This window comes from Flavobacterium swingsii (assembly GCF_900111965.1).
Classification (GTDB): domain Bacteria; phylum Bacteroidota; class Bacteroidia; order Flavobacteriales; family Flavobacteriaceae; genus Flavobacterium; species Flavobacterium swingsii.
In genome coordinates, this window is the sequence record NZ_FOJT01000001.1 from 496,076 (window position 1) to 522,176 (window position 26,101).

The window sequence follows — 26,101 nt, forward strand, 5'->3', positions numbered from 1 at the left end:
TTATGCTTTATTAATCTTATTTTTAAAAATTTAATATCTATTATTTGATATTATTGAATTCCAATTATTTTTTGGAATTGTATAATTCGATAACTTCCATAAAATTTTTATAGGTATATTCTCTTTTATCTATTTTTGCTGCAATTTCTGTATTGTCTGCAAAATATTTTCTTCCGTTTTGTCTAAAAAACATGTTTTCATTTGCATAATTACTATCAACATGGATTAATGACGCTGCTTCTTCTCCTTCTCGAATGCAATAATAATTTACAAACCCAACACCAGTATTTCTTGCAGCACTTGCACTTCCGTTATATGAGAATTGATTGTTTGTATAACTACTTATGTATACTGAAACTTTACCTTTTACTACATTAAGCAACAATTTTGGTTCTTTCATTACTTTCACATTCATTTCATTAAAAACCTTCATATTTATGTATTCAATCGCCGCTCCTCCTCCTTGGTTTGTGGTAAAAACTACTTTACTGATTTTGTCTCTTTCAATTTTTTGCTTCCCGTTGGCATTTTTATATTTCAACGGTTTTCCATCGTCTACAAGTGGAAAATCAATTTCTCCTTGAATTTCAGTATTATCATTTAATATTATAGTAGATTTTTCGACTTTAAACATTACTGGCTCTTGCCCATAAAAAGAAGTTGTTAACGTAATAAATAATATTAAAAATAATTTTTTCATTTTGTTTCTTTAAATTGTATTATAATTTTACTCGGCGTTGTCTAAAAAATCTTTTATTTTATCTATATACTTGTCGAAAAACGATTTACGAATCATTTTTTCGGTCGTTTTTGATTCTGATTTTGTTTCTTCAAATACTTTTTCGGCCTCTTGTTGTATTTCTACTTGTTCTGCAATGGTTGGCTTTTGAATGAGTACTGGCTCAGGAATAAAATTATCCTGTGGCACAGCACTTACTGTATTGTTACGAATACTATTCATAACCAATCCAACGGCAGTTGCATACAACGGACTTGATATTTCTTCGCTAGAATTCCCTGCTAAGTGCTCGTTAGGATATCCTATCCTGGTATCCATTCCTGTGATATATTCTACTAATTGTTTGATGTGATTTAGTTGTGAACCACCACCAGTTAGTACAATTCCTGCAATTAATTTTTTGCGTGGATCTTCGTGACCGTATATTTTAATTTCAGTATAAACTTGCTCGATAATTTCTACTACACGAGCATGAATTATTTTAGACAAGTTTTTTAATGAAATCTCTTTTGGATCTCTTCCTCTTAATCCTGGAATTGAAACAATTTCGTTGTCTTTATTTTCTCCTGGCCAAGCAGAACCAAATTTTGTTTTTAATAACTCAGCTTGTTTTTCGATAATCGAACAGCCTTCTTTTATATCTTCGGTAATTACATTTCCTCCAAAAGGCACTACTGCTGTGTGGCGAATAATTCCGTCTTTGAAAATGGCTAAATCGGTTGTTCCACCACCAATATCAATCAATGCAACTCCTGCTTCTTTTTCTTCTTGACTTAAAACTGCATCTGCCGAAGCTAATGGTTCTAACGTTAATCCAGATAAATCTAAACCAGAACTTTTTATACAACGACCAACATTTCTAATAGAAGATGCTTGCCCAACGACAACATGAAAACTACTTTCTAGTCTTCCGCCGTACATTCCGATTGGTTCTTTTATTTCAGATTGCCCGTCGATTTTAAACTCTTGTGGCAAAACGTGAATAATTTCTTCTCCAGGCAACATCGCTAATTTTTGAACTTGATTGATTAAAACATCAATATCAAGTTCGCTAATTACTTCTTCTGGATTGGGTCTTGAAATATAATCGCTGTGCTGAATACTGCGGATATGTTGGCCCGCAATTCCTACTACAACATCTTTTATTTTATAACCCGAATCTGCTTCCGCTAAACTTATTGCTTCTTGTATAGATTGTATGGTTTGCGTGATATTATTTACTACACCACGAGCCACACCGAGGCTTTTAGATTTTCCTACACCTAAAATTTCTAGCTTTCCGTACTCATTTTTCTTACCTATCATAGCCACAATCTTTGTTGTACCTATATCTAGTCCTACTGCTATATTCTCTCTTTCCATACTCCTAATTATTTAGTACAAACTACTTGTTTTGTAAACTTCAGATTAATCTTCTTATAAGAGCTTATCAAAGTATCTTGTACTGCTTTTTGAAAAAACGCTTTATAGTTGTTAAACTTTCTTTCCATATTGATGGTTCTTCCGAAAATTATATCATAACTATAATCTCTATTCTTCATAATAACGCTACCATCGGGTAAAATTTTCATTCCGATGATGTTTTTTTTCAAAAAATCATCGTTATAAATTTGCTGCAAAAGCTCGACAAAATTCTTGCTATAACGATTGTTAAAATCACCATAAACAAGCGGAACTCTTGCTGTAAAATTACTCGAAAGTGGCATCTTACCTCCTTTATAATCAATATAAAAGGAAGTGTTTTTGTTAAAAACTCTAGCGATTGGGGTCTTTTGTTTTATAACCGTTTTTAACTTTCCATCGACACTCAAAAAAACCTCAGAATTTTCGATTAGGTTGTGTTTGTTGATGGTTTGCTCAACATTTTTCAAATTTACCCTATCTTTTTGGATACTGAAAGTGCCACCAAAATTATCTATCAACAAGTTATTAACCATTTCATGAGTCACAAAAGGACTTTCTGAGTTTAAAAATTCTATTGTTGGTTTCGATATTTTTCTGTGTTCATTCCTTTTTGAAGTGAAAGAATACAAAAAAACGACCAAAGCAAGAATGGCAATTAATTGGATATTTAAAATTAAATTATTTCGCATCTAATTCTTTTTTAATATTTACAACCATTTCTCCAATATCTCCAGCTCCAATAGTAACAATTACTGTGGCATCGGAAGATTTTAAAAGTGGAATAAGTTCGTTTTTTTGAATTAATTTTTTGTTTTTATTTTCAATTTTATCTAATAACCATTGCGATGTAACGCCTTCCATAGGTAATTCTCTCGCTGGATAAATATCCAACAACAAAACTTCATCAAATTGTGATAAACTTTTGGCAAAATCATCAGCAAAATCTTTGGTTCTACTAAATAAATGTGGCTGAAAAACTGCTAAAACTTTCTGATTAGGATACAGCTCACGAACCGCTTGATGCACGGCATTTATTTCTGTTGGATGGTGCGCATAATCATCGATATAAACGAATTCTGGTTTCCTGATTTGAAAAGAAAAACGACGTTTTACACCTTTGAATGTTGCCAATGCTTTAGCAATAGATTCGGTTGGGGTTCCGAAAGTTCGAGCCATTGCCAAAGCAAGCAACGCATTTGTTAGATTGTGTTTTCCGGGTAATCCGAATTTCAAATCTTTTATGTTTTCGGTTGGCGTTTTTACATCAAAAACATACCAGCCATTTTCAATTCTTATATTGTGTGCTACAAATTGCGAATCATCGTTTGCACCAACAGTAATGCCTTCTAACGGCAAACCATTTATCACAAAAAGGTTATTTTTATCTTCTACTTTATCAGCAAATTCTTTGAACGAAGCTTTTATCGAAGCATCGTCGCCATAAATATCTAAATGATCGGCATCCATCGAAGTGACGCAAGCGATATTTGGGTGTAAATGCAAAAAGGAACGATCAAACTCATCGGCTTCGACAACAGTTACTGTTTTTCCAGAACCAATAAGATTTGAATTGTAATTTTCGACAATTCCTCCAATAAACGCAGTAACATCGGCACCACTTTCGTACAAAATATGTCCTAAAATACTGGATGTTGTCGTTTTTCCGTGCGTTCCTGCCACTGCCAAACAAAAAGTATCTTTGGTAATTATTCCTAGAACTTCGGCACGTTTCTTTACCTGATATTCTCTTTCTAGGAAATAATTCCATTCCGAATGATTTTTAGGAACGGCTGGCGTGATGATTACCAATGTGTTTTCGACGAAATAATCTTTCGGAATCAAATCGATATTGTCTTCAAAATGAATTGCAATTCCGCTTTCTATTAACTCTGATGTTAATGTTGACGGTGTTTTGTCGTAACCAGATACGTTTTTGCCAATAAATTTAAAATAACGAGCCAAAGCACTCATTCCGATGCCTCCGATTCCTATAAAATAGACGTTATGTATTTGGTTTAGATTCATTTTTTTCTTTTAGTTACAAAGGTTCAAGATTGCAAAGATTCAAAGCCGTTTGACTTTATAACTTTCGACTTTCGACCAATTTTACAATCTCATCAACTATATCTTTTGTTGCGTTTGGCAAAGCCAATTTCTTTATGTTTTCACTTAAATCTTCTTGTTTTCCTTTGTCTTTTAGTAAAGCTTCAAAAACCAAATTAAATTCAGAATCTAATTGTGATTCTTTTAGTAAAATCGCACCATGTTTGTCGACAATCGCTTGCGCATTCTTGGTTTGATGGTCTTCGGACACATTGGGCGACGGAATAAAAATGACTGGTTTTCCTACAATCGCTAATTCTGATACTGACGATGCTCCTGAACGAGAAATTACAATATCTGCAGCAGCATAAACAAAATCCATTCTATCAATAAATGACAAAACTTGTACATTTTCTTTGTCTGAAAAATGTTTGTAATCCTCAAAATACAATTTACCACATTGCCAGATAATTTGAACATTTAGCGATAATAACCTATCGATTTCTTTTGCAATTAATTGGTTAATTCTTCTTGCACCAAGGCTTCCACCAAGAACTAATATTGTTTTTTTATTTGTGTCTAATTTAAAATAATCGATTGCTTCGTTTCGTTTGTCATCAACTGAAATTAAATCTTGACGAACAGGATTTCCTGTCAGCATCATATTTTCTTTTGGAAAAAATCGTTCCAAATTTTCGTAAGCCACACAAATTTTATTGGCTTTTTTGCTTAATAATTTATTGGTAATTCCAGGATAAGAATTTTGTTCTTGAATAACTGTTGCTATTCCTAACATTGAAGCAACTTTTAGAACTGCTCCGCTTGCGAAACCTCCAGTTCCTATAACAACATCGGGCTTGAATTGCTTTAAGATTCCGAATGACTTAGCCAAACTTGATAATAGCTTAAATGGGAACATGGCGTTTTGCAATGTCAGTTTTCTTTGAATTCCTGCAATCCACAATCCTTTTATATCATAACCTGCTTGTGGCACTTTTTGCATTTCCATTTTATCTTGCGCTCCTACAAAAAGGATTTTGCAATCAGGAAAACGAGATTTTAACTCATTTGCAATTGCAATTGCAGGATAAATATGCCCTCCAGTTCCGCCGCCACTTAATATGAATTTTGGATTTGTTTTCATCATTTAACTTATTTATTCAAAACTGCATTCATCGGATTATTCGAATTGTCTTCGATAGAATAATTTTCATCCTGAGAATCTTCTGCTAATTGTTTGTCTATTAGTTTTTGTAATGCTTCTTCTCGTTGTTGTTTTTCGATATTTTCTTCGGTGATTTCTTCTTCTTTCTTGGTCACATTTATTATAATCCCAAGCGCCGCACAAGTCATCCAGATAGATGTTCCTCCGCTACTTATAAGTGGCAATGTTTGTCCTGTGGTTGGCAATAATTCGACCGCAACACCCATATTTATAAAAGCTTGAAAAATAATTGGGAATCCCAATCCTGCGACTAATAATTTTCCGAATAATGTGGGCGCTTTATATGATGCAATTATGAATCGAATGAACAACATTATGTATAGAAACATAATTGCAAATCCTCCAATTAGTCCAAATTCTTCGATGATGATGGCGAAAATAAAATCGGAAGAAGATTGTGGCAAAAAGTTTTTCTGAACACTTTTACCTGGACCTAATCCGTATACTCCTCCAGTTGCAATGGCTGTTTTTGCTTTTTCTATTTGATAATCATCTTCGTCAGGTTTGTCGGATGTAAAATTTTCTATACGGCTTTCCCAAGTACCAACCCTACTGTTTTTGAACGCATCTGGAAATACTTTTACAACCAAAATAAAAAATGTCAATGATAAGATTCCAATTCCTATTATTACAGCTATGTTTTTTATTGGATATTTTCCAATGAAAGTTAACATTAAAACCATTGAAAATATTAAAGCCGTTGTAGAAAAATTAGAAGGTAATATTAACATTAATGTAAAAAAAACTGGCGCCCATAAATCTAATGCAGATTTAGACAAAGTCATGTCTTCAATCGCTGTTTTAGATAAATATCTGGCAACAAATATTAACAATGATATTGATGCAAAAGCTGATGGCTGAAAGGTAATTCCTAAAAATGGTACTTGTATCCATCGGCTGGCATTAGCACCATCGATTATTGTACCTTTTAGCATCGTGTAAATCAACAACAACCAAGCAAACGGCAGTAATAATCTAGATAAACTTCTGAAATAATGATAAGGCACTTTTTGCACTTGATACATAATAACAAAACCCATTATTAGATGCATAAAATGTTTTAGTAAATACACAAATGTATTTCCTGTACCATGATGTAAATAGGCTAAATTACTACTTGCGCTATATACAGGTATAAACGAAAATAATGCCAAAAGCGCCACGAATGACCAGATGACTTTATCTCCTTTTAAGTTATGTAATAACGTTTTCATAATTTATGTTTATTCGGTTATGCGTTAATTTGGTTATTTGAAAACCTTGTTACAAGTTTTGAACGGCTTGTTTAAACTGTCTTCCTCTGTCTTCATAATTTTCGAATAAATCGAAACTGGCACAAGCTGGTGATAGTAAAACTGTATCTCCTTTTTCTGCCATTTTGTATGCTTGACGAACTGCTTCAGTCATAGAAGAAACTTCGATTAGTTCATCGACAACGCTGCCAAATGCTTCAATTATTTTCTTGTTGTCAACACCCAGACAAATGATTGATTTTACGTTTTTATTTACCAATTCCATCAATTCTGAGTAATCATTTCCTTTATCAACTCCACCTACAATCCAAATAGTTGGCGATGTCATACTGTCTAAAGCATAAAAAGTAGCGTTTACGTTTGTTGCTTTAGAATCGTTAATGTATTGTACATTTTGAATTTTAAGCACTTTTTCTAAACGATGCTCGACACCTTGAAAATCAGCTAAACTCTCACGTATGGTCGCTTTTCTGATTTTTAATAATTGTGCCACAGATGTAGCAGCCAAAGCGTTCTTTACGTTGTGTTTTCCTTCGAGTGATAATTGAGATGTTAGCATAACAAATGGGTCGTTATTGGTATTTATATTTATATTTTTTTCTGCTTCGAAAGCGCCAAATTCAAATTGTTTTGTTAATGAAAATGGAATTAATTTTGCTCTTGTTTTGTTGTTCTTCAGCCAGTTCTTTATGGCTTCGTCATCGGCATCATAAATCAAATAATCATCTTCCGTTTGATTCATTGTGATTCTGAATTTCGACTCTATATATTTTTCATATTTATAATCATATCTGTCTAAATGATCCGGACTAATATTTGTAATTATGGCAATATGTGGTTTGTAATTTTCTATTCCGTCGAGTTGAAAACTGCTTAATTCCAAAACATAAACATCATGTTTGTCTTCGGAAACTTGCCAAGCAAAACTTTTACCTATATTTCCTGCCAAACCAACATTTAGGCCACCTTGTTTTAGCAAATGATACACCAACATCGTTGTTGTTGTTTTGCCGTTACTTCCAGTAATTCCTATCGTTGTTGCATTAGTAAACTGTGCTGTAAACTCAATTTCCGATATAATAGGAATATTTTTTTCTTTCAGTTTCTTAACGATGGGTGATTTATCAGGAATTCCTGGACTTTTCATCACTAAATCGGCATTTAGAATTAATTCTTCTGAATGTTGCTCGTCTTCAAACTTGATTTTATTAAGAATTAAAACTTCTTTGTAATTGTTTTTTATTTTTCCAAAATCAGAAACAAAGACATCATATCCTTTTTTCTTACCGAGAATCGCTGTACCAACACCGCTTTCTCCTCCTCCAAGAATTACTAATCTCATATTATCGCAATTTTAAAGTTACTATTGACACTATCGCCAATAAAATTCCGACAATCCAGAAACGAGTTACAATCTTACTTTCGTGATAACCTTTCTTCTGATAATGATGATGCAAAGGCGACATAAGAAAGATTCTTCTCCCTTCGCCAAAACGTTTTTTAGTATATTTAAAGTAGGAAACTTGTAAAACCACTGATAAATTTTCGGCTAGAAAAATTCCGCAAATAACTGGAATTAGCATTTCTTTTCGAACTGCAATTGCTAAAACAGCTATAATTCCGCCAATGGTTAAACTTCCTGTATCGCCCATAAAAACTGCGGCTGGATAACTATTGTACCACAAAAATCCGACTAATGCTCCTACAAATGCAGCTATAAAAACCGTCATTTCGCCCGAATTTGGGATAAACATAATGTTGAGATAATTAGAAAATATAATATTTCCTGAAACGAATGTAAAAACACCGATTGCGATTACAGCTATTGCCGAAGTTCCTGCTGCCAAACCATCGATTCCATCAGTTAGATTGGCTCCGTTTGAAACTGCAACAATGATAAATATTACGATTGGAATAAAAATTAGCCAAGCATAATTTTCATAGCCATCGCCCGTCCAAGCTAATAATTCGGCATAATCGAATTCATTATCCTTAAGGAAAGGAATAGTTGTTGCGGTCGATTTTTTATCTAACGAAAGTGAATTTGCTGTGTTTTGAGCAGAATTTATTTCAATTTTATTTTTCGAAATATCCTCACGAATAGTTACATCTTGATGAAAATATAAAGTGGCTCCTACAATAATTCCTAATCCAACTTGACCAATTACTTTGAAAATTCCTTTTAATCCCGCTTTGTCTTTTTTGAAAATTTTGATATAATCATCAAGAAATCCAATAGCTCCCATCCAAAGTGTGGTTATAATTAGAAGTATGATGTAAATATTATTCAGTTTTGCCAATAAAAGAACAGGAAGTAATGTTGAAAATATAATAATCAACCCACCCATTGTTGGTGTTCCAGCTTTTTGAGTTTGCCCTTCGAGACCCAATTCTCTTACTGTTTCTCCAACTTGCAAACGGCTTAAGTAACTAATGACTCTTTTTCCGAAAATAGTCGAAATAAGCAATGACATGATAATCGCTAATGCTGATCTAAATGTGATATATTGAAAAACTCCAGCTCCTGGAAAATCAAAATATTTGTCTAAGTATTCGAATAAATAGTATAACATATTTTCGGTTATTTATTTAGTTGTTCTAAAATTTCTTTTACAATTTGCATGTCATCAAAATCATGACGAACGCCGTTTATTTCTTGATATGTTTCGTGTCCTTTTCCTGCAATGAGAATAATATCATTCGGTTCTGCTAGTTGGCAAGCTGTTTTTATGGCTTGTTTTCTGTCAGTAATAGACATGTATTTTTTATAATTAATTGGTGTAATTCCGGCTTCCATTTCGGCAATAATCGTTTCCGGATTTTCGGTTCTTGGATTATCCGAAGTAAGAATCGCTTTATCGCTCATTTCTGAAGCGATATTTGCCATTATTGGACGTTTGATTTTGTCACGATCACCGCCGCAACCTACAATTGTTATGAGTTGTTCGTTGCGAGTACGAATGTCATTTATAGTGCTCAATACGTTTTCTAAAGCATCTGGCGTGTGTGCGTAATCGACAATTGCCGTGATATTTTTTTCTGAAACTATAAACTGAAAACGTCCTGAAACACTTTCTAATTCTGATAAAAGTCTTAAAACTTCTAATTTTTCAATCCCTAATTCGATGGCCACTCCGTAAATTGCCAATAAATTATAAGCATTGAAAGTTCCAATCAATCGAACCCAAACTTCTTGTTCGTTTATTTTCAATAACAATCCGCTTAACTGATTTTCGATGATAATTGCTTTATAATCAGCATAGGTTTTTAATGCATAAGACAATTTTCTTGCCTTGGTATTTTGCATCATTACAGCACCATTTTTATCATCGATATTAGACAGCGCAAATGCATTTTTAGGCAAATTATCGAAGAATGATTTCTTCACATCGCGATACTCTGCAAATGTTGGGTGGTAATCTAAATGGTCGTGAGATAAGTTTGTAAAAACGCCACCTACGAATTGTAAACCTTCGGTACGTTTTTGATGAATTCCGTGCGAACTCACTTCCATAAAGCAATATTCGCAACCAGCTTCGGCCATTTTATCTAAATAATAATTGATGGTTAATGAATCTGGTGTGGTGTGAGTTGCTTTATATTCTACTTCATCGACCAAGATTTTTACAGTAGAAAGTAATCCGACTTTGAAACCTGCTTTTTTGAATAATTGATATAATAATGAGGCAATTGTTGTTTTTCCGTTGGTTCCCGTGATTCCAACTAATTGCAATTTCTGTGATGGATTATCATAAAAATTTGTTGCCAAATAGGCCAAAGCTGCATTGGTATCTTTTACTTTTACATAAGTAATTTGTGGCAATAAATCGGTTGGTAAAGTGTCGCAAATAATTGCAGAAGCACCAAGAGAAATGGCTTTGTCTATAAACTCATGTCCGTTTGAAACCGAACCGCGAATAGCTACAAAAGCATCATTTGATTCTATTTTTCGGGAATCAAAATGAATATTATTCACAGCAACATCGGTTGAACCGTGAACAACTTCGAGAGCGACTTTATATAAAATTTCTTTTAAAACCATTTTATGACAATTCTAAAATTATTGTATTGTTTTTTAATATCGGCTGACCTGCTTGTATCGATTGTTTTTTAACTTTTCCAACACCGATAGCTTTTACTTTCATACCTAAATTTTCTAGTAGTGCTACCGCATCCATTCCAGACATACCGTGTAAATTGGGTATTGCTTTTGGTTTTTTATTAACCTTATCATTGTAAGTCAAATAATTTTTGTCCTGAGCAGGATTATTTTTTTTAATGTTTTTTACGACATTAGTTGATGGTACATCGGTAAATACTTTTTGTGCAATTCTTTTAAAAACTGGCCCAGCAACATCGGCTCCGTAATAATTATTTTTTGATGTATTTGGTTTGTGCACCACCACAATACAAGAGTATTTAGGATTTTCGGCAGGGAAATATCCTGCAAAAGAAGAGGCGTAATACATACTTCCATCGGTTTTATGGTAATCCACTTTTGCAGTTCCTGTTTTACCAGCCATTGAAAAATCTTTAGAATACAGTTTTGAACCCGTCCCTTTTTTAACTACATTTTGAAGTACAGCACGCACTTTTTTCAGTGTTTCATCAGAACATATTTTCGGATTGATGACTTGTTTGTCGAACTTCTTGATGGTTTTATTCCATTCTTTAACTTCTTGAACAAACATTGGTTTAACCATTTCGCCATTATTTGCTACAGCATTATATAAGGTTAAAGTTTGTAATGGCGTTACAGAAACTCCGTACCCAAATGCCATCCACTGAAGTGAAATCGCACTCCAATTGTTGTCTGAAGGTTGGGGAATAACTGGAGTTCCTTCTCCTTTGAAAGGCAATCCGAGTGGTTTGTTTAAACCTAAATTTACAATTCTGTCAGTAAATTGTTTTGGATTGTTTTTATAATTTTCATAAACCGCCTGTACCATAATCGTGTTAGAAGAAACTTCGAATCCTCTGGCTAAAGATATTTTACCGTAACCGCCTTCGTGAGAATCACGAACTTTTTCTCCTCTGTATGTAATTTCTCCACCTTTGCTGTCGTAAACCTTACTTGTATCAATTTTTTTATCGTCTAATAAAGCAATTAAATCTATTAATTTGAATGTAGAACCTGGCTCGTGCGATTCTCCAACAGCATAATTGATGGTTTCATAATAAGAGCCATCTTTGTCTTTCCCTAGGTTAGAAATGGCTTTTACTGCTCCTGTTTTGGTTTCCATTACCACAACACAACCGTGATCGGCATCATATTCGATTAATTGTTTTAGCAAAGCATGATGTGCGATGTCTTGTATGTAAACGTCGATTGTAGAAACAATATCATAGCCGTCTTGTGGCTCTACTTCGTTATTGTCACGAATGGGTTTCCACTGACCTTGTGCAATTTTTTGTTTTACTACTTTTCCGTCTTTACCATTTAAGTATTTTCCGTAAGCGCCTTCTATTCCTACTGGCAACAGTTTTCCGCTGTCGTCATAACGCTCATAACCAATTGTTCTTGCTGCAATTTTTCCGATAGGATGCTCACGAACGGTTCTTTGTTCGGTAATCATGCCGCCTTTATTAGGACCAAGATTAAATAAAGGAAATTTTTTGACCGTAGCATATTGGGTATAACTCAAATCTTTAGCCAAAAGAAAATACCTGTTTTTATTAGCTCTAGCTTTCCTGAAATCATTCAAATAAGCACTAGAAGGTTTTTTTAATAAAACGGAAAGTGAATCCGATAAGTCTTTAATATAAGAATCGAAATTTTCTTTGCTTGGAGCTAAAGCATCAAAACGGATTGTGTATTTAGGAATTGAGGTTGCAAGTAAACTTCCGTCAGAAGAATATACATTACCACGATTAGCAGGAATTACAAAATTCTTAATAGATCTGTCTTTGGCTAATTTTCGATAATAATCACCTTCAACCCACTGTATATTAGTGAGTTTTACACTTACAGCCGTTACCATTAGTAGAATAACTAAAGCAATTACGTATATACGTTTTAAAATATTTCTATCTTCTATTGCCATATTTTATACCAAGGAGTTTTTTCTTTGATTACTTTTATTTTTTTTGGTGGTACTGATGATGGTAAAATTCCTTTATCTACCATTTCTTCCGCCACAGTCGATTCCATTTTTATTTTCATTAATTCCGAACGTCTGTCTACAAACTCCGAACGCAATTCTTTTACATCATTCGTTAAATCGGCAATTTGAAAAATTTTTTTCTCGTAACTATGTGTGTTTGCAATCATTATTATAGCCAACAAAAGCAGAAACACAATGAATCGCCAATTTTTTGTAGCGTCTTCATTGACAAGAAATCTTGCTTTTAATATGTCATAAAAATTGCCTTTCATTTTACTTTTTTTCAGCAATTCGAAGCTTTGCACTTCGAGCTCGATTATTTATTTTAATTTCCGCATTTGAAGGAATAATCATTTTTCCAATTAGCTTGAAAGGAACTTCGAATCTCCCAAAGAAATCTTTTTCAGGCTCACCTTCAAACAATCCGTTTTTCATAAATCTTTTTACCAATCGGTCTTCCAGTGAATGATAAGAAATAACACTTAACCTTCCACCTTCACCCAAGACTTCTAGCGATTGTTCTAAAAATTCTCTCAAAACATCCATTTCTTGATTTACTTCGATACGGATAGATTGGTATATTTGGGCCAAAATTTTATGCGCTTTGTTATTAGGTAAAAATCTAGCCAAAACTTGTTTTAAATCTTCTGTATTTACTATTTTTTCTTTTTCACGAGCTTCAATAATTGCTCTTGAAATTGCCAAAGCATTTCCTAACTCTCCGTATTCCGAAAAAATACGACGCAAGTTTGCTTCATCATATTCATTAACAACATTGAAAGCTGTTAAATCATTTTTCTTACTCATTCTCATATCCAATTCGGCATCAAAACGAGTAGAAAAACCTCTTTCAGGAACGTCAAACTGATGAGAAGAAACACCCAAATCAGCAAGAATTCCGTCTACTTTTTTAATTCCGTTAAAACGCAAGAACCTTTTTATATATCTGAAGTTTTCTTGTATTAATGTAAATCTTTCGTCTGGCAAAGCATTTTTCCAAGCATCTTCATCTTGATCGAAGCCAAATAATTTTCCGTCAGGACCAAGGCGAGATAGAATTTCTTTCGAATGTCCTCCGCCACCAAAAGTTACATCTACATACACTCCGTCTGGCTTAATATTTAAACCATCAACCGTTTCTTTTAGCAAAACTGGATTATGATATTCCATTGTCATCGTCATTTACGTTACCCATTACTTCTTCTGCCAAATCTGCAAAATCTCCAACCGAATCATCAATCGCTTTTTCGTATAAATCTTTATCCCAAATTTCAATAATATTTACTGCCGAAGACAACACAATATCTTTTGAAACCGAAGCAAAAACCGCCAAATCTTTTGGAATTAACAATCGCCCCGTCGCATCAATTTCGACAACACGAACACCAGCAGTAAAACGACGAATAAAATCGTTGTTTTTCTTTACAAAACGATTCAGCTTGTTAATTTTTTGCATCATCATATTCCACTCTTGCATTGGATACAATTCCAAGCATTGCTGAAAAACCGAACGCTTCAACACAAAGCCTTCTTGCAAAGACGTGTTCAGCTGCTTCTTCAAAGGATTAGGCATCATGAGCCTTCCTTTAGAATCGACCTTACATTCGTATGTTCCAACAATGGTATTCAAGTAGTTATGATTTTGTATGATAGTTAGCAAATATAAATAATTATTTACCACCTTTTACCACAAAATACCACTTTGTTGATAAGTTTTAGCTTTTTTGACGCTAAACAAATGCAAAATCAAGAAGAATCAATATTCTAGACTTATTAACAAAAAAATGATGTTATAAAAAAAGACACGATTTATATTTGGTATTTTAGTCCTATATTTGCATCTATTTAAAGACAAAACGATTGACTGTGGATAACTTAAAGAAAGAAGGTAAATACGAATATTTTGAAGCTGGAGAAGGAACACCAATTATCATTTTGCACGGATTAATGGGCGGTCTAAGTAATTTTGACGGTGTTGCCAATTATTTTCCTGCAAAAGGTTATAAAGTTGTTATACCTCAATTGCCATTATACACACAAAACATACTAAAAACTAACGTAAAAGCTTTCTCGAAATACGTTAAAGATTTTATCACATACAAAGGTTTTGACAGAGTAATTCTTGTTGGAAATTCATTGGGCGGACACATTGCTTTATATTTTACAAAAATGTATCCAGAACGCGTTTCTGGGCTTGTAATTACAGGAAGTTCAGGGCTTTACGAAAGCGCTATGGGTGATAGTTATCCAAAACGTGGTGATTACGAATATATTAGAAAAAAAGCAGAAGATGTGTTCCATAATCCAGCAATTGCAACCAAAGAAATCATTGACGAAGTATATGCTACGGTAAATGACAGAATAAAATTAATAAAAACATTGACTATTGCAAAAAGTGCCATTCGTCATAATATGGCCAAAGATTTGCCGAAAATGCATGTTCCCATAGGAATTATTTGGGGTAGAAACGACAAAGTAACACCACCAAATGTTGCCGAAGAATTTCATAAATTATTACCCAATTCGACTTTATATTGGATTGAAAATTGCGGTCACGCAGCGATGATGGAACATCCAGACGAGTTTAACCGTTTGCTTGATGAATGGTTGACTACAAAAGCAGAACATTAAAAACTGACTTGTTCTTTAAAAAATAATTATACCGCTATTTTAGTGTAAAACATATTAAATGAAAATTAATACCGCCGAATTTATAATAAGCAATTCCATCGTAAGTTTGTGTCCGCAAGAACGCATACCAGAATACGCTTTTATTGGACGATCTAACGTTGGGAAATCATCGTTAATAAACATGTTAACCAATCACAAAAGTTTGGCTAAAACTTCCGGAAGGCCCGGAAAAACACAGCTAATAAATCATTTTAAGATAAATAACAATTGGTTTCTTGTCGATTTACCAGGTTATGGTTATGCCAAAGTCTCTAAAAAAACAAAAGAAGTATTTCAGCAATTTATTACCGATTATTTCGAAAAAAGAGAACAACTAGTTTGTGCTTTTGTACTAATAGACATTCGCCACGAGGCACAAAAAATAGATTTAGAATTTATCACTTACCTTGGCGAAATCGAATTGCCTTTTTGTATCGTTTTTACCAAAGCAGACAAAATTAGTAAAGGAAAAGTAGACCAACACGTAGCGGCTTATCGCAAAGCTTTGCTTGCCAATAATTGGGCAGAGATGCCACATCATTTTGTTACTTCTGCAACGGAACATACAGGAAAAGAAAGTCTTTTAAGTTATATAGACGAAGTAAATCAAGAAATTTTTAAGGAGAATAACGAATTTTAATTACTGAAATTAATTTGTAAACGAAAAAGAAAATCAATTGGTTCATTTTCAAGACCTAGAGCAGGTTCCAATTTAGGCATTCTTTCTATTACTTTTTTGAAAGCTTCCTTAATATCGTTATTTGGATTATCAACATCAATTAGCCCAACTATTCCATTTTTGTCTATTTTTAAGTAAATTCTAATGGTTTTAAGACTACCCTTTTCTTCAAAAATCAAATACCTGCCAATATAATCTGCAATTCCATTGCTTAAGCAAACTGATTGCTCTTCCAAAGTATTATCTTTTTTGCAATTTCCAAACAATGGCAAAATCTTAAAATTTCTCTTTATTTCTTTTTGCTTAACAGCATCGGGAGAAATTCTAATTAGATACATCTCTTTAGAAAAAAAGAATTTTGCAAAAGTTTTAAATTGGTAACCTACAGGCGTCTTTTTAATTAATGAAATAGCTGGTGTAAAAATAGGGAAATCATTTATGATTTTAATAAACTCAGAATCAAGATAATTACTTTCGGATTTAACAAAAGTATAATCTTTAACAACCTTACCTGTTTCACCAATTACATAGCTTATTTCAAAAGAAATAGTATCTCCTTCTTTAAAATTAGCTTCAATATTAGAATAATTAATGTTTTTTAAAATTGTTTGAATAGATTTCTTACCTAAATCTAAATATTTTGCTTCATTATTTAAATTAATACTACTTCCATAAAAAGTTGGGATTACCATTCTTATATCTTGACAAAAAACATTATTAAAAATGCTTGAAATCACCAATATAAATAAATATTTCTTCATCTTTTAAACGTATTTTACTTTTTCAATTCTAGCTTTTCTGCAAAATAGTCGCAAAAATCTTTCATGGTATCGGTCATTTTTTCGTCGCCCGTAGCACGATGAAAAGTATCTGCCATGGCAACTAATGTTTGATGAAAAAATACTTTCATTTCATCGACAGGCATGTCTTTTGTCCATAAATCTATTCGCATGGTTTCTTGGGCTTTGTTATCCCAAATAGAAAGCATAATCGCCTTTGTTTCCTCAGTTTCGACACCGCCATCTTGTGCTGACCAATGTAGCTTTTCGGGAACACGATTTTCGTCTAATTGTATGTTAAATTTTATTTCAGAAGTCATTTTTTTGATTTTTATTTTTCTAATAAAGAAAATTCGTAATTACTTTTTCGGTTTGTATTTAGATTTTTGAAAAATATCTTTGGCATCCATAGCCATCATTTGTTGCATTGGGACATCATTGTTTTCCATAAACGAACGTACGATTTGTAAACCAAACCACGCTCCTATTCTTCCTGGCGTTTCGTTGTCTGACGTTAATCCGAATTTAGAAAACGGCGCTGGACTTATAAATCGTTGTGACATTTTAGGGTCGGTATCATACAATAATTTTTCTTCGATGAAGAATCTCCACATATTTGCTTCATTATATTTACAATATTTAAGCTGCTCTGGCGTGTAGCAAATTTTGTCTTCGTCTGAGTATTCTGGCAACAAAACATCGTTTAAATACAATTGTTTTCCTGAATATATCATGAGCGATAATAAATCTTTTTGAGTTGGAGGCTTCACTTTTGTTCTAGAAAAACTCTCTACAATATCTGGTAGTATTTGTGAAGGCTCGAAAGTTTGCTTCATATAATTTGGGAATTCATAAAATTTATGATTTTTTCCTAAATATAATTCTAACGAAATAATTAATGCTTTTTCTGTATAAATTACCTTATAATCTGTATCCATTTCCTGAATCACAGTATATACTTTTGGGATTTGTGTTTTTGGGTAATAGTATTTGATGTAACGAAATAAATCTTCTATTTCGGCTGTTTCTTTATCGAAATCACCATAACGTTTTTGCACCTCAGCATATAATTCTCTCCAAAGCGGATTTTGCATTTTATTGACCAAAACCGAATCCGATATTGATGGCGGAAAAAATTCAGGATATTGTGCTTTTAGTTTTGGCAATTCGGTTACTGGCGTTTCAAAAAAAGCTTTATCGTAACGATCTACTTTTATATTTACCGGTATTTCTTCTGCAGCTTCTTGAATTTTGCTCTTTTTAGAACACGAAACAATGGCAAATAGGAATAGAACAAGTACAATGTATTTTTTCATAAACATGATTTTTTAGCCCAGATAGCAGTGGAAATCCTTTTGTTTTTTTCTTTAAAAAATAAAAGATTGAAACGTATAGCTGGAATAGCTCCTAATTATTATTTTTGCAAATATACATTCGTTTTTAAAACAAAAGTAACCATGCAAAAAAATAGTACCATAAATTGTGAAAAAGTTAACGACCATATTGTAAACTGGCTGAAAACCTATGCGCAAAATGCCAAAGTAAATGGTTTTGTGATAGGAATTTCGGGCGGAATAGATTCGGCAGTTACCTCAACTTTATGTGCACAAACTGGACTACATGTTTTGTGTGTCGAAATGCCGATACACCAAGCACAAAGCCATGTAAACAGAGCGCAAGAGCATATTACTCAGCTTAAAAAACGCTTTCCAAACGTGTCTGATACACGTGTAGATTTGACTCCTATTTTTGAAAGTTTTAAAGCCGAAGTTCCTACTTCGGACAATGAAGCCAAACTAAATTTATCGCTTGCCAATACTAGAGCGAGATTACGCATGACGAGTTTGTATTATTTGGCCGGAATTCACGGATTATTAGTAGCTGGAACTGGTAATAAGGTTGAAGATTTTGGCGTTGGTTTTTTTACTAAATATGGAGATGGCGGTGTCGATTTGAGTCCCATTGCCGATTTGATGAAAAGTGATGTTCGTGCGCTTGCTGCTTATCTTAATGTTCCGGAATCTATACAAAAAGCGGCTCCGACCGATGGGTTATTTGGTGATGACCGAAGCGACGAAGACCAACTTGGCGCGAGTTATACCGAATTAGAATGGGCTATGAATGCGTTAGAAAACGGCAAAAACACTGATGATTTTACAGGTCGTGAAAAAGTAGTTTTTGAAATTTACAAACGATTGAACACGATTAATCAGCACAAAATGAACCCAATTCCTGTTTGTTTAATTCCAAATAGTTATAAAGTCTAATATATCTGTCCGCTAACAGACTATTTTTTTTCGTCACAGATATCAGGGATTTTTACTGATTAAAAATTATTTTTGTTGGTATTTTTTTGTAAAAATCTGTCCAAATCCGTTGCATCCGTGGTCTAATTTTTTTTGATATTAGTTAATGATAGTCATAAAGTCTATAAGGTTCTCACTTTAGATTTTATGACTTTTTTATAAGTAATTTATTACTTGATTGCCAATTGGTTATAAAATATTCCGTATCTTTATTACTATAATACGTTTTAGTCTAACTATTTAAACTTTAAGGTCATGGTAAAAATAGGTCTTGCAGACAATCATCCCGTTGTACATTATGGCATTCGTGCTTACTACAAAGAACATGCTGATGTTACTTTGGTAGGAATTGTTGATAATTTTGAAATGGTATCGGAGATGCTAAAACGAAAGGAAATTGACGTTTTACTTTTGGATTTAGAACTCGAAGGTCTTTCGAGTATAAACCTCATTAAGAATTTACTAAAAGATTTTCCTAAGGTAAAAATCATCTTGTTTTCTAACTTGAACGAGCAAATTTATGCGCCAAATGCTATAAAAGCAGGTGTTTTTGCCTTTGTACAAAAAACTGAAAAATTAGATGTGCTAACTTCTACTATTATAAAAGTAAATCGTGGTGCGGTAATTTTTAGTGATGCAGTTAAGAAAAACATCGCATTAATTTCTAAACAAGCTAAATCCGAAAGATTATACAGAAAATTATCTTCTCGTGAAATTGAGGTTTTGCGTTATTTGAGCAACGGAAAGAAAAACAAAGAAGTTGCCGAAGCTTTACATCTTAACGAAAAAACGATAAGTACTTATAAATTGAGGCTTTTAGCAAAACTGAATGTTACAAACTTGGTCGATTTAGTAAATAAAGCTAAAACTTTAGAAATCGTTTAGCTGTAACGTGACATAACGCGTCCTAATTTGTTCGAAAAATTATTTACCAATTTAGAGTAATCCATAGCCATAGATAGATTTTCGGAATTATCTGAGTCTATTTCTTTGGATAAATTTGACTTGATTTCTTCGATGATTTTATTAACTAAAAACCAACGCAAAGTAAGTATCGTTTCCGATACATATTGACTTACCGTTTCGTCTTTTTGTTTTACATAAATTTGTTGGGCTTCCCAGTTGTGCAACGAAACTTTCTCATCGTCCATGAGAATTGTGGTGACTTCTTGCGCTAATTCTGGTGAAAGTCTCATAAGATATTGCTCAATTTCGAATTTCTCATTTTCATTAAAATAAGTAATCAAATCGTTGTAAATATCTTTGAATATTGGTGTTCCCAACTCGACCTCATCTTCTTGAAGACTCAAATAAATACGCTGAAAAACTTTGTATTTATTTATTTCTTTTATCTCTAATAATTCGCCTTCTTCATTTGCTTTAAAAACAAAATCTTCAAAATCTTCTTCTACATTTCCATAAAGCAGTAAGATTTCGATAATTTTAAGTTCCAATTCATACAAGACATCTACTTTTGCATTAACAGCAATGTTTTCGTTTTTATGAACTTCAAAAACTTGATTTTTCTGATCTTGCTTTTGTTTTTTCCCAACTTCCGAAATGTCTTTTTGAACCAGTTGTGCCAACGTGTTAAACAAAACTTCTTCGGAAATATCCATAATTCGAGAACATTCCTGAATATAGATTTCTCTTTTAATTCGGTCAGGAATTTTCGAAATACTATTTACCATGTCACGAATAAGTTCCGCTTTTTTGATAGGATCATTCTTGGCATCTTTCATCAACAAAGACGCTTTGAATTGGATAAAATCCATCGCATTTTCATCGAGGTATTTTATCAGCTCTTCATAAGGTGTTTTTTTAGCAAAACTATCCGGATCATCTCCTTCCGGAAACGTACAAACTTTAACATTCATACCTTCCTCGAGAATTAAATCGATTCCTCGAATAGAAGCACGAAGTCCAGCAGCATCACCATCAAAAAGCACGGTGATATTTTTTGTTAATCGATTTATTAATCGGATTTGATCTGGCGTAAGTGCTGTTCCAGAAGACGAAACTACATTTTCTATTCCGGCTTGTTGCATCTGAATTACATCGGTATAACCTTCGCACAAAAAGCAATTATCTAATTTTGCGATAGCTTGTTTTGCATGGTAAATTCCGTATAAAACTTTACTTTTATGATATATTTCGCTTTCGGGCGAATTCAGATATTTTGCTGCTTTTTTGTCATTCGTCAAAATACGTCCTCCAAAACCCAAAACTCGACCAGACATACTTTGTATTGGAAACATAACACGTCCTTTGAAACGGTCGAAATGCTTGCCGTCTTCTCGAAGAATCGTTAGTCCGACTTTATCTAAATAATCTAATTTGTAACCTTGTCCTAATCCTTCTTTTGTAAATGCGTCCCAAACTTCGGGCGAATAACCCAATCCGAATTTTTTGATGGTATCGTTTGTAAATCCTCTTTCTTTGAAGTACGAAAGTCCTACTGATTTGCCTTCATCGGTATTCATCATAGTGTTTTGAAAAAACTTGGCTGCAAATTCCGAAACCAAATACATGCTTTCTTTTTCGCCTGCTTGCTCTTTTTCTTCCTGCGACTGTTCAGTTTCTTCGATTTCGATATTGTATTTTTTTGCCAAATATCTAATCGCTTCTGGATACGAAAAATGCTCGTGTTCCATAATAAACGCTATCGCATTTCCTCCTTTTCCTGAACTAAAATCTTTCCAGATTTGTTTGACTGGCGACACCATAAATGATGGTGAACGTTCGTCCGAAAACGGAGACAATCCTTTGTAATTGCTTCCTGCACGTTTTAATTGTACAAAATCGCCAATAACCTCCTCTACTCGAGCAGTTTCGTAAACGGTGTCTATGGTGGCTTTTGAAATCAATTTATATAAGGTTCAAAGTTGCAAAGTGCCAAAGATACAAAGTTAAAATTGTATTTTTAGATTGTTTATTTTTAGAAAACAAAAAAGTGCTTCATTTCTGAAACACTTTTCACAAGTACTTTAAATTTATTTTACGACAAGTACGGCAGAAGCAGAATTGCCATCTTTTAATCTAAAATCAGGATTTTTTTTAACATCTGATTCTACAAACAAAAACTTCCTATCTGTATGTGAAGTTGTTATTTTTAAACTATCATTAGTAATCCATTCTTCCAGTGTTTTATTAATAATACTTGACTCTAATTCTACTTTGGTTTTACAATCATTGAGAACTAGGTTTTGAAACTTTATTTTATCCAGATTAGAATTTAAAAGTGCTTTGTCTTCCAAGAGTAGGAACTGATTAAATCCAGAAACAACACTGTTTGTTAATTCAAAAAAACTGTCTTTTTTAATATAAATAGCTTCTTTTATCAATCCTTGATTATTATCTTCATTGTTGATTAAAGTTATATTATTTGCCGTGATTTTTGTTAATTTTCTTTCCGAATCATAATTTTCAATTTTATCATACGAATCTACTTCAAAACATCTAGATCTTGAAACATCTGATGAAAATGGGTAACGAATAGCCACACTATTGTTTATAAAACATTGCGCTCCTAAGGTAAAATCGAAATCATCGTCTGTAGCTCTAAAAGAAATTAAATTATTTAGTTTTAAATCTCCACCGTACGATTCGAATGAATCGTCGTTAGAAAAACTAATTTGTATGTATTCTATTTTTGTTTTATTACCAACTCCGGCTAGTGACAATCCGTTTAATTCTTTCAAAGCATTGAGTTTTCTTCCTGAGAATTCTATTCTTACATATTTTAAAATACCAGAATCGCTTTCGGAGTTTGACCCACCATAAGTATTGTATTTTGGATTCAGATTAAAATCTAATGCTCCGGCACCTCCAAATTTATTTATTGGAGCATCTCCTAACATTATTATACCTCCCCAATCGCCTGGTTTTCTTTCGGAAACATTTTTATTTGAAGTGAAAACAATTGGATCAGTTGCTGTTCCTTCTGCAATTATTTTTGCTCCTTTTGTAACTACTAATGTACCGCAAGTTGCAAAATCTCCTCTTATTATTGTGCCAGGCTCTATAGTTAACGTGGCATTATTTGTTATGTAAACAACATTCATAAGGAGATAAGTATTCTTTTTAGAAAGCGTTGTGTTTGTATCTATTATCCCATTCAAGATGTGCGTAGATTCATTATACTCCGTTGTTTTTGGCTTGAAATCAGTCCAGTTATTAAACCAATTTTCTGTTCCTGTAATTCCATTAATTTGTTGTGCATTTAAAGAAATAACACTAATTAAATTAATAATAATTAAGATTGCTTTTTTCATAAGTAGGTAATTAAAGATTTGTTTTTTCTATTACAGTTCAAAATTAGAATCGGAATGTTAAATCATTAATTCTTACATATTATGTATTTGTTATTATTCGTTATATATCACAAAAAAAGTGCTTCATTTCTGAAACACTTTTTAAAATTTATCTTAAAAAAAAGCAGTCTTATTTTAGTCTAAAATCTGGTTTTTTCTTAACATTATTATTCATAAACAAGTTATTTATTCCAGTACTTGTTACATACAACAATTTATCATTTTGCGTGAACCAATCATTTGCATTTTTAGCTTTAAGCAAAGCCTCATTAGTAAACAATTCCGAACAACTATCTACTGTTGAATTATAAACTTTTATATTTTTGAAATTATCTCCTGCTAAATATTTATCATCTAAAGCAATGAAACTAGAAAAACCAGCCACTACACATTTATTTACTTCTAAAAAAGAATCTGTTTTTAACGAAATCGCTTCTTTTACTAAGCCCATCGTATTTTCTTCATCGTTGGTCATAGTCACATTATTTAACTTAATGTAAGTTTTCTTTTTTGTTGAATCATAATTTTCGATTTTATCATACGAATCTATTTCGAAACATCTAGATCGTGTGTTGTCTGAAGCATAAGGATTACGTATTGCAATACTATTGGTCATCGTAGTTTGTATACCCATAGAATAATCGAAATCATCATCATTTGCTCTGTAAGATATCACATTACTTAAATCGACATTTCCTCCAACTCCTTCAACTGAATCATCACTTGAAAAACTGATTTGTACGTATTGTATTTTTGTTTTATTACCACAAGCAGCAAGAGTTAATCCGTTTAGTGCAATTTTTGCATCAATTTTTTTACCTGCAAATTCGATTCTTACATATTTTAATATTCCAGAATCACTAGTTTCATTTGTTCCTCCAAAAGGGCTATACAAAGGATTTGGCTCGTAAAATGATGACGTAACTCCTCCAAATCTATTTATTGGAGCATCGCCCATAAGGATTACTCCTCCCCAATCTCCTGGTTTTCTTTCGGAAGTTGGTTTGTTTGAAGTAAAAACGATTGGATTTGTTTCTGTTCCTTCTGCTATTATTCTCGAGCCTTTTACTATTGTTAGTGTTCCAGTAGTATCGAAATCTCCTCTAATTACAGTTCCTGGCTCGATAGTTAGTACAGCTTTATTTGCTACGTGAACTGTACCCATGATTAAATACACATTATTTTTTGTAAGGGTCATGTTTTCTTTTATATCGCCTGTCAAAATTTGTGTAGCTTGGTTATATTCAGCGGCTTTGGGTCTGAAGTTTGTCCAACCACTAAACCAGTTTGACTCTCCAACTATTCCTTGACCGTTTTGTGCATTAGCAACATAAAATGTAGATAAAAGAAACAATAAAATTTTAATTTTCATGGGGCTATTTATTTATTTGTTTAACGTCCAAAGAAACGAAAAATACTCTTACATTTCAAATAGTAATTTGTTAATTATTTGTTAGTAAATCAGATTTTCAAAAAATCCTGAGTTACTTAGTTCGTAAATAATTTTCATTACCAACAAAACCAACACCTTCCAATTTTAAAAAACTATTTTTTCCTTTCAATTACATAATTTACCATCAAGATTAAAGACTCTTTATAGGTTGAATTTGAGAAATCTTGTAGTAAGAAAAGTGCTTCTTGCTGAAATTGAATCATTTTTTGTTCGGCATAAGCCAATCCGTTTTGGTTTTTGACAAAAGTGATTACTTCTTTTACTCGTTTCTTGTCTTTATTGTGGTTTTTGATAGAATTGATGAGCCAACTTTTTTCTTTTGAAGTACAATTATTTAAAACATGAATAAGCGGCAAAGTCATTTTTTGTTCTTTGATATCTATTCCTGTTGGTTTACCAATGGCTTCGTCGGTATAATCGAATAAATCGTCTTTTATCTGAAAAGCCATCCCTATGAGTTCACCAAATTTTCTCATTTTTTCGACTTGAACTTCATCTTCAGAAACCGATTTTGCACCAAGTGCACAACAAGCGGCAATAAGTGTTGCTGTTTTCTGACGGATAATTTCGTAGTAAATAGCTTCGGTAATATCTAATCTTCGGGCTTTTTCTATTTGCAATAATTCGCCTTCGCTCATTTCCCGAACAGCTACCGAAATAATTTTTAGTAAATCAAAATCGCCATTATCTATCGATAGTAATAATCCTTTCGAGAGTAAATAATCCCCTACAAGAACTGCAATTTTATTTTTCCAAAGCGCATTAATAGAGAAAAATCCGCGGCGACGGTTACTATCATCAACCACATCATCGTGCACCAAAGTGGCGGTATGTATGAGTTCTATTACTAAAGCGCCACGATAAGTTCGCTCAAGGACTTCGCCATCAGAAATCATTTTTGCGGTAAGAAAAACAAACATGGGACGCATTTGTTTTCCTTTCCTATTTACAATATAATAAGTGATTCTGTTAAGTAACGCAATTTTTGAAGTCATAGATTGTTGAAACTTTTTTTCGAAAAGCTCCATTTCCTCAAGAATCGGTTTTTTTATTTGTGAAGTTATATCCATATTGTGATTCAAAGATAGCATTTAAGAATTAAAATTTTGAAGTGTCAATTATTTTTTTACATT

Annotated in this window: 24 protein-coding genes; 4 read left to right on the forward strand and 20 right to left on the reverse strand. The window is 32.9% G+C overall.

The genetic code is table 11. The features are described from left to right. Positions 1–64: 64 nt before the first annotated feature. From BM053_RS02285 to mraZ, 13 genes are read right to left on the reverse strand one after another with little or no spacing between them, the layout of a single operon-like run. Positions 65–700 carry a hypothetical protein gene (locus BM053_RS02285; protein ID WP_091473547.1) on the reverse strand — a complete coding sequence of 212 codons (636 nt, stop codon included), beginning with the start codon at positions 698–700 and terminating at the stop codon, positions 65–67. 27 nt (positions 701–727) lie between these two features. After that, complete coding sequence (ftsA, locus tag BM053_RS02290; RefSeq protein WP_091473549.1) at positions 728–2,101, reverse strand: cell division protein FtsA; 1,374 nt, start codon at positions 2,099–2,101, stop codon at positions 728–730. An 8-nt stretch (positions 2,102–2,109) separates the two neighbouring features. Beyond that, positions 2,110–2,832 (reverse strand): cell division protein FtsQ/DivIB, encoded by a 723-nt coding sequence (locus tag BM053_RS02295; protein WP_091473551.1) that lies wholly within the window; start codon positions 2,830–2,832, stop codon positions 2,110–2,112. Further along, positions 2,822–4,168, reverse strand: a complete 1,347-nt coding sequence (murC, locus tag BM053_RS02300) for a UDP-N-acetylmuramate--L-alanine ligase (RefSeq protein WP_091473553.1) — start codon at positions 4,166–4,168, stop codon at positions 2,822–2,824. The genes BM053_RS02295 and murC overlap by 11 nt, the downstream gene beginning before the upstream one ends. A 55-nt stretch (positions 4,169–4,223) precedes the next feature. After that, on the reverse strand, positions 4,224–5,330 hold the full coding sequence (gene murG / locus BM053_RS02305) for an undecaprenyldiphospho-muramoylpentapeptide beta-N-acetylglucosaminyltransferase (protein WP_091473556.1): 1,107 nt from the start codon (positions 5,328–5,330) through the stop codon (positions 4,224–4,226). Positions 5,331–5,338: 8 nt separating this feature from the next. Next, the gene (locus BM053_RS02310; RefSeq protein ID WP_091473558.1) at positions 5,339–6,625 is read right to left on the reverse strand and encodes an FtsW/RodA/SpoVE family cell cycle protein; all 1,287 of its coding nucleotides are present in this window, start codon (positions 6,623–6,625) and stop codon (positions 5,339–5,341) included. Between the two features lie 49 nt (positions 6,626–6,674). Next, positions 6,675–8,006 (reverse strand): UDP-N-acetylmuramoyl-L-alanine--D-glutamate ligase, encoded by a 1,332-nt coding sequence (gene murD / locus BM053_RS02315; protein ID WP_091473560.1) that lies wholly within the window; start codon positions 8,004–8,006, stop codon positions 6,675–6,677. A gap of 1 nt (position 8,007) precedes the next feature. Further along, a complete protein-coding gene (mraY, locus tag BM053_RS02320; RefSeq protein ID WP_091473562.1) occupies positions 8,008–9,237 on the reverse strand; it encodes a phospho-N-acetylmuramoyl-pentapeptide-transferase in 1,230 nt (409 codons plus the stop codon). Positions 9,238–9,245: 8 nt separating this feature from the next. Further along, positions 9,246–10,706, reverse strand: coding sequence for a UDP-N-acetylmuramoyl-L-alanyl-D-glutamate--2,6-diaminopimelate ligase (locus BM053_RS02325; RefSeq protein ID WP_091473565.1), 1,461 nt, complete (start codon positions 10,704–10,706; stop codon positions 9,246–9,248). A 1-nt stretch (position 10,707) separates the two neighbouring features. Continuing rightward, complete coding sequence (locus BM053_RS02330) at positions 10,708–12,708, reverse strand: penicillin-binding protein (RefSeq protein ID WP_091473567.1); 2,001 nt, start codon at positions 12,706–12,708, stop codon at positions 10,708–10,710. Beyond that, positions 12,699–13,040: an FtsL-like putative cell division protein gene (locus BM053_RS02335; RefSeq protein ID WP_091473569.1), complete on the reverse strand. Its 342-nt coding sequence runs from the start codon at positions 13,038–13,040 to the stop codon at positions 12,699–12,701. Before BM053_RS02335 ends, BM053_RS02330 begins: the two co-directional genes overlap by 10 nt. Position 13,041: 1 nt before the next feature. Further along, positions 13,042–13,950 (reverse strand): 16S rRNA (cytosine(1402)-N(4))-methyltransferase RsmH, encoded by a 909-nt coding sequence (gene rsmH, locus BM053_RS02340; protein ID WP_208600936.1) that lies wholly within the window; start codon positions 13,948–13,950, stop codon positions 13,042–13,044. Beyond that, positions 13,925–14,398: a division/cell wall cluster transcriptional repressor MraZ gene (gene mraZ, locus BM053_RS02345; RefSeq protein ID WP_091473571.1), complete on the reverse strand. Its 474-nt coding sequence runs from the start codon at positions 14,396–14,398 to the stop codon at positions 13,925–13,927. Before mraZ ends, rsmH begins: the two co-directional genes overlap by 26 nt. Positions 14,399–14,634: 236 nt before the next feature. Here mraZ and BM053_RS02350 point away from each other — a divergent pair, with 236 nt between their 5' ends. After that, on the forward strand, positions 14,635–15,399 hold the full coding sequence (locus tag BM053_RS02350; RefSeq protein ID WP_091473574.1) for an alpha/beta fold hydrolase: 765 nt from the start codon (positions 14,635–14,637) through the stop codon (positions 15,397–15,399). A gap of 58 nt (positions 15,400–15,457) precedes the next feature. Then, the gene (gene yihA / locus BM053_RS02355) at positions 15,458–16,078 is read left to right on the forward strand and encodes a ribosome biogenesis GTP-binding protein YihA/YsxC (RefSeq protein ID WP_091473577.1); all 621 of its coding nucleotides are present in this window, start codon (positions 15,458–15,460) and stop codon (positions 16,076–16,078) included. Here the strand turns inward: yihA and BM053_RS02360 are convergent. The 3 genes from BM053_RS02360 to gldB are packed head-to-tail and all read right to left on the reverse strand — an operon-like array spanning position 16,075 to position 18,212. After that, positions 16,075–16,878: a hypothetical protein gene (locus BM053_RS02360; protein WP_143076454.1), complete on the reverse strand. Its 804-nt coding sequence runs from the start codon at positions 16,876–16,878 to the stop codon at positions 16,075–16,077. The two genes, yihA and BM053_RS02360, sit on opposite strands and share 4 nt — an antisense overlap. 14 nt (positions 16,879–16,892) lie before the next feature. Further along, a complete protein-coding gene (gldC, locus tag BM053_RS02365; RefSeq protein WP_091473581.1) occupies positions 16,893–17,216 on the reverse strand; it encodes a gliding motility protein GldC in 324 nt (107 codons plus the stop codon). A 39-nt stretch (positions 17,217–17,255) separates the two neighbouring features. After that, positions 17,256–18,212: a gliding motility lipoprotein GldB gene (gene gldB / locus BM053_RS02370; protein WP_091473583.1), complete on the reverse strand. Its 957-nt coding sequence runs from the start codon at positions 18,210–18,212 to the stop codon at positions 17,256–17,258. A 141-nt stretch (positions 18,213–18,353) separates the two neighbouring features. Between gldB and nadE the strand changes: the two genes are divergently transcribed. Continuing rightward, positions 18,354–19,163 carry an NAD(+) synthase gene (gene nadE, locus BM053_RS02375; RefSeq protein ID WP_091473752.1) on the forward strand — a complete coding sequence of 270 codons (810 nt, stop codon included), beginning with the start codon at positions 18,354–18,356 and terminating at the stop codon, positions 19,161–19,163. A gap of 294 nt (positions 19,164–19,457) precedes the next feature. Further along, on the forward strand, positions 19,458–20,087 hold the full coding sequence (locus tag BM053_RS02380; protein ID WP_091473584.1) for a response regulator transcription factor: 630 nt from the start codon (positions 19,458–19,460) through the stop codon (positions 20,085–20,087). Here BM053_RS02380 and dnaG read toward each other — a convergent pair. The 4 genes from dnaG to BM053_RS02400 form a co-directional block, all read right to left on the reverse strand. Beyond that, positions 20,084–22,069, reverse strand: a complete 1,986-nt coding sequence (dnaG, locus tag BM053_RS02385; RefSeq protein WP_091473586.1) for a DNA primase — start codon at positions 22,067–22,069, stop codon at positions 20,084–20,086. The genes BM053_RS02380 and dnaG overlap by 4 nt on opposite strands. A gap of 126 nt (positions 22,070–22,195) precedes the next feature. Continuing rightward, complete coding sequence (locus BM053_RS02390; RefSeq protein ID WP_091473589.1) at positions 22,196–23,476, reverse strand: hypothetical protein; 1,281 nt, start codon at positions 23,474–23,476, stop codon at positions 22,196–22,198. Positions 23,477–23,645: 169 nt separating this feature from the next. Continuing rightward, positions 23,646–24,887: a hypothetical protein gene (locus tag BM053_RS02395; RefSeq protein WP_091473591.1), complete on the reverse strand. Its 1,242-nt coding sequence runs from the start codon at positions 24,885–24,887 to the stop codon at positions 23,646–23,648. A gap of 173 nt (positions 24,888–25,060) precedes the next feature. Further along, positions 25,061–26,038, reverse strand: a complete 978-nt coding sequence (locus BM053_RS02400; RefSeq protein WP_091473593.1) for a polyprenyl synthetase family protein — start codon at positions 26,036–26,038, stop codon at positions 25,061–25,063. Positions 26,039–26,101: the final 63 nt, after the last annotated feature.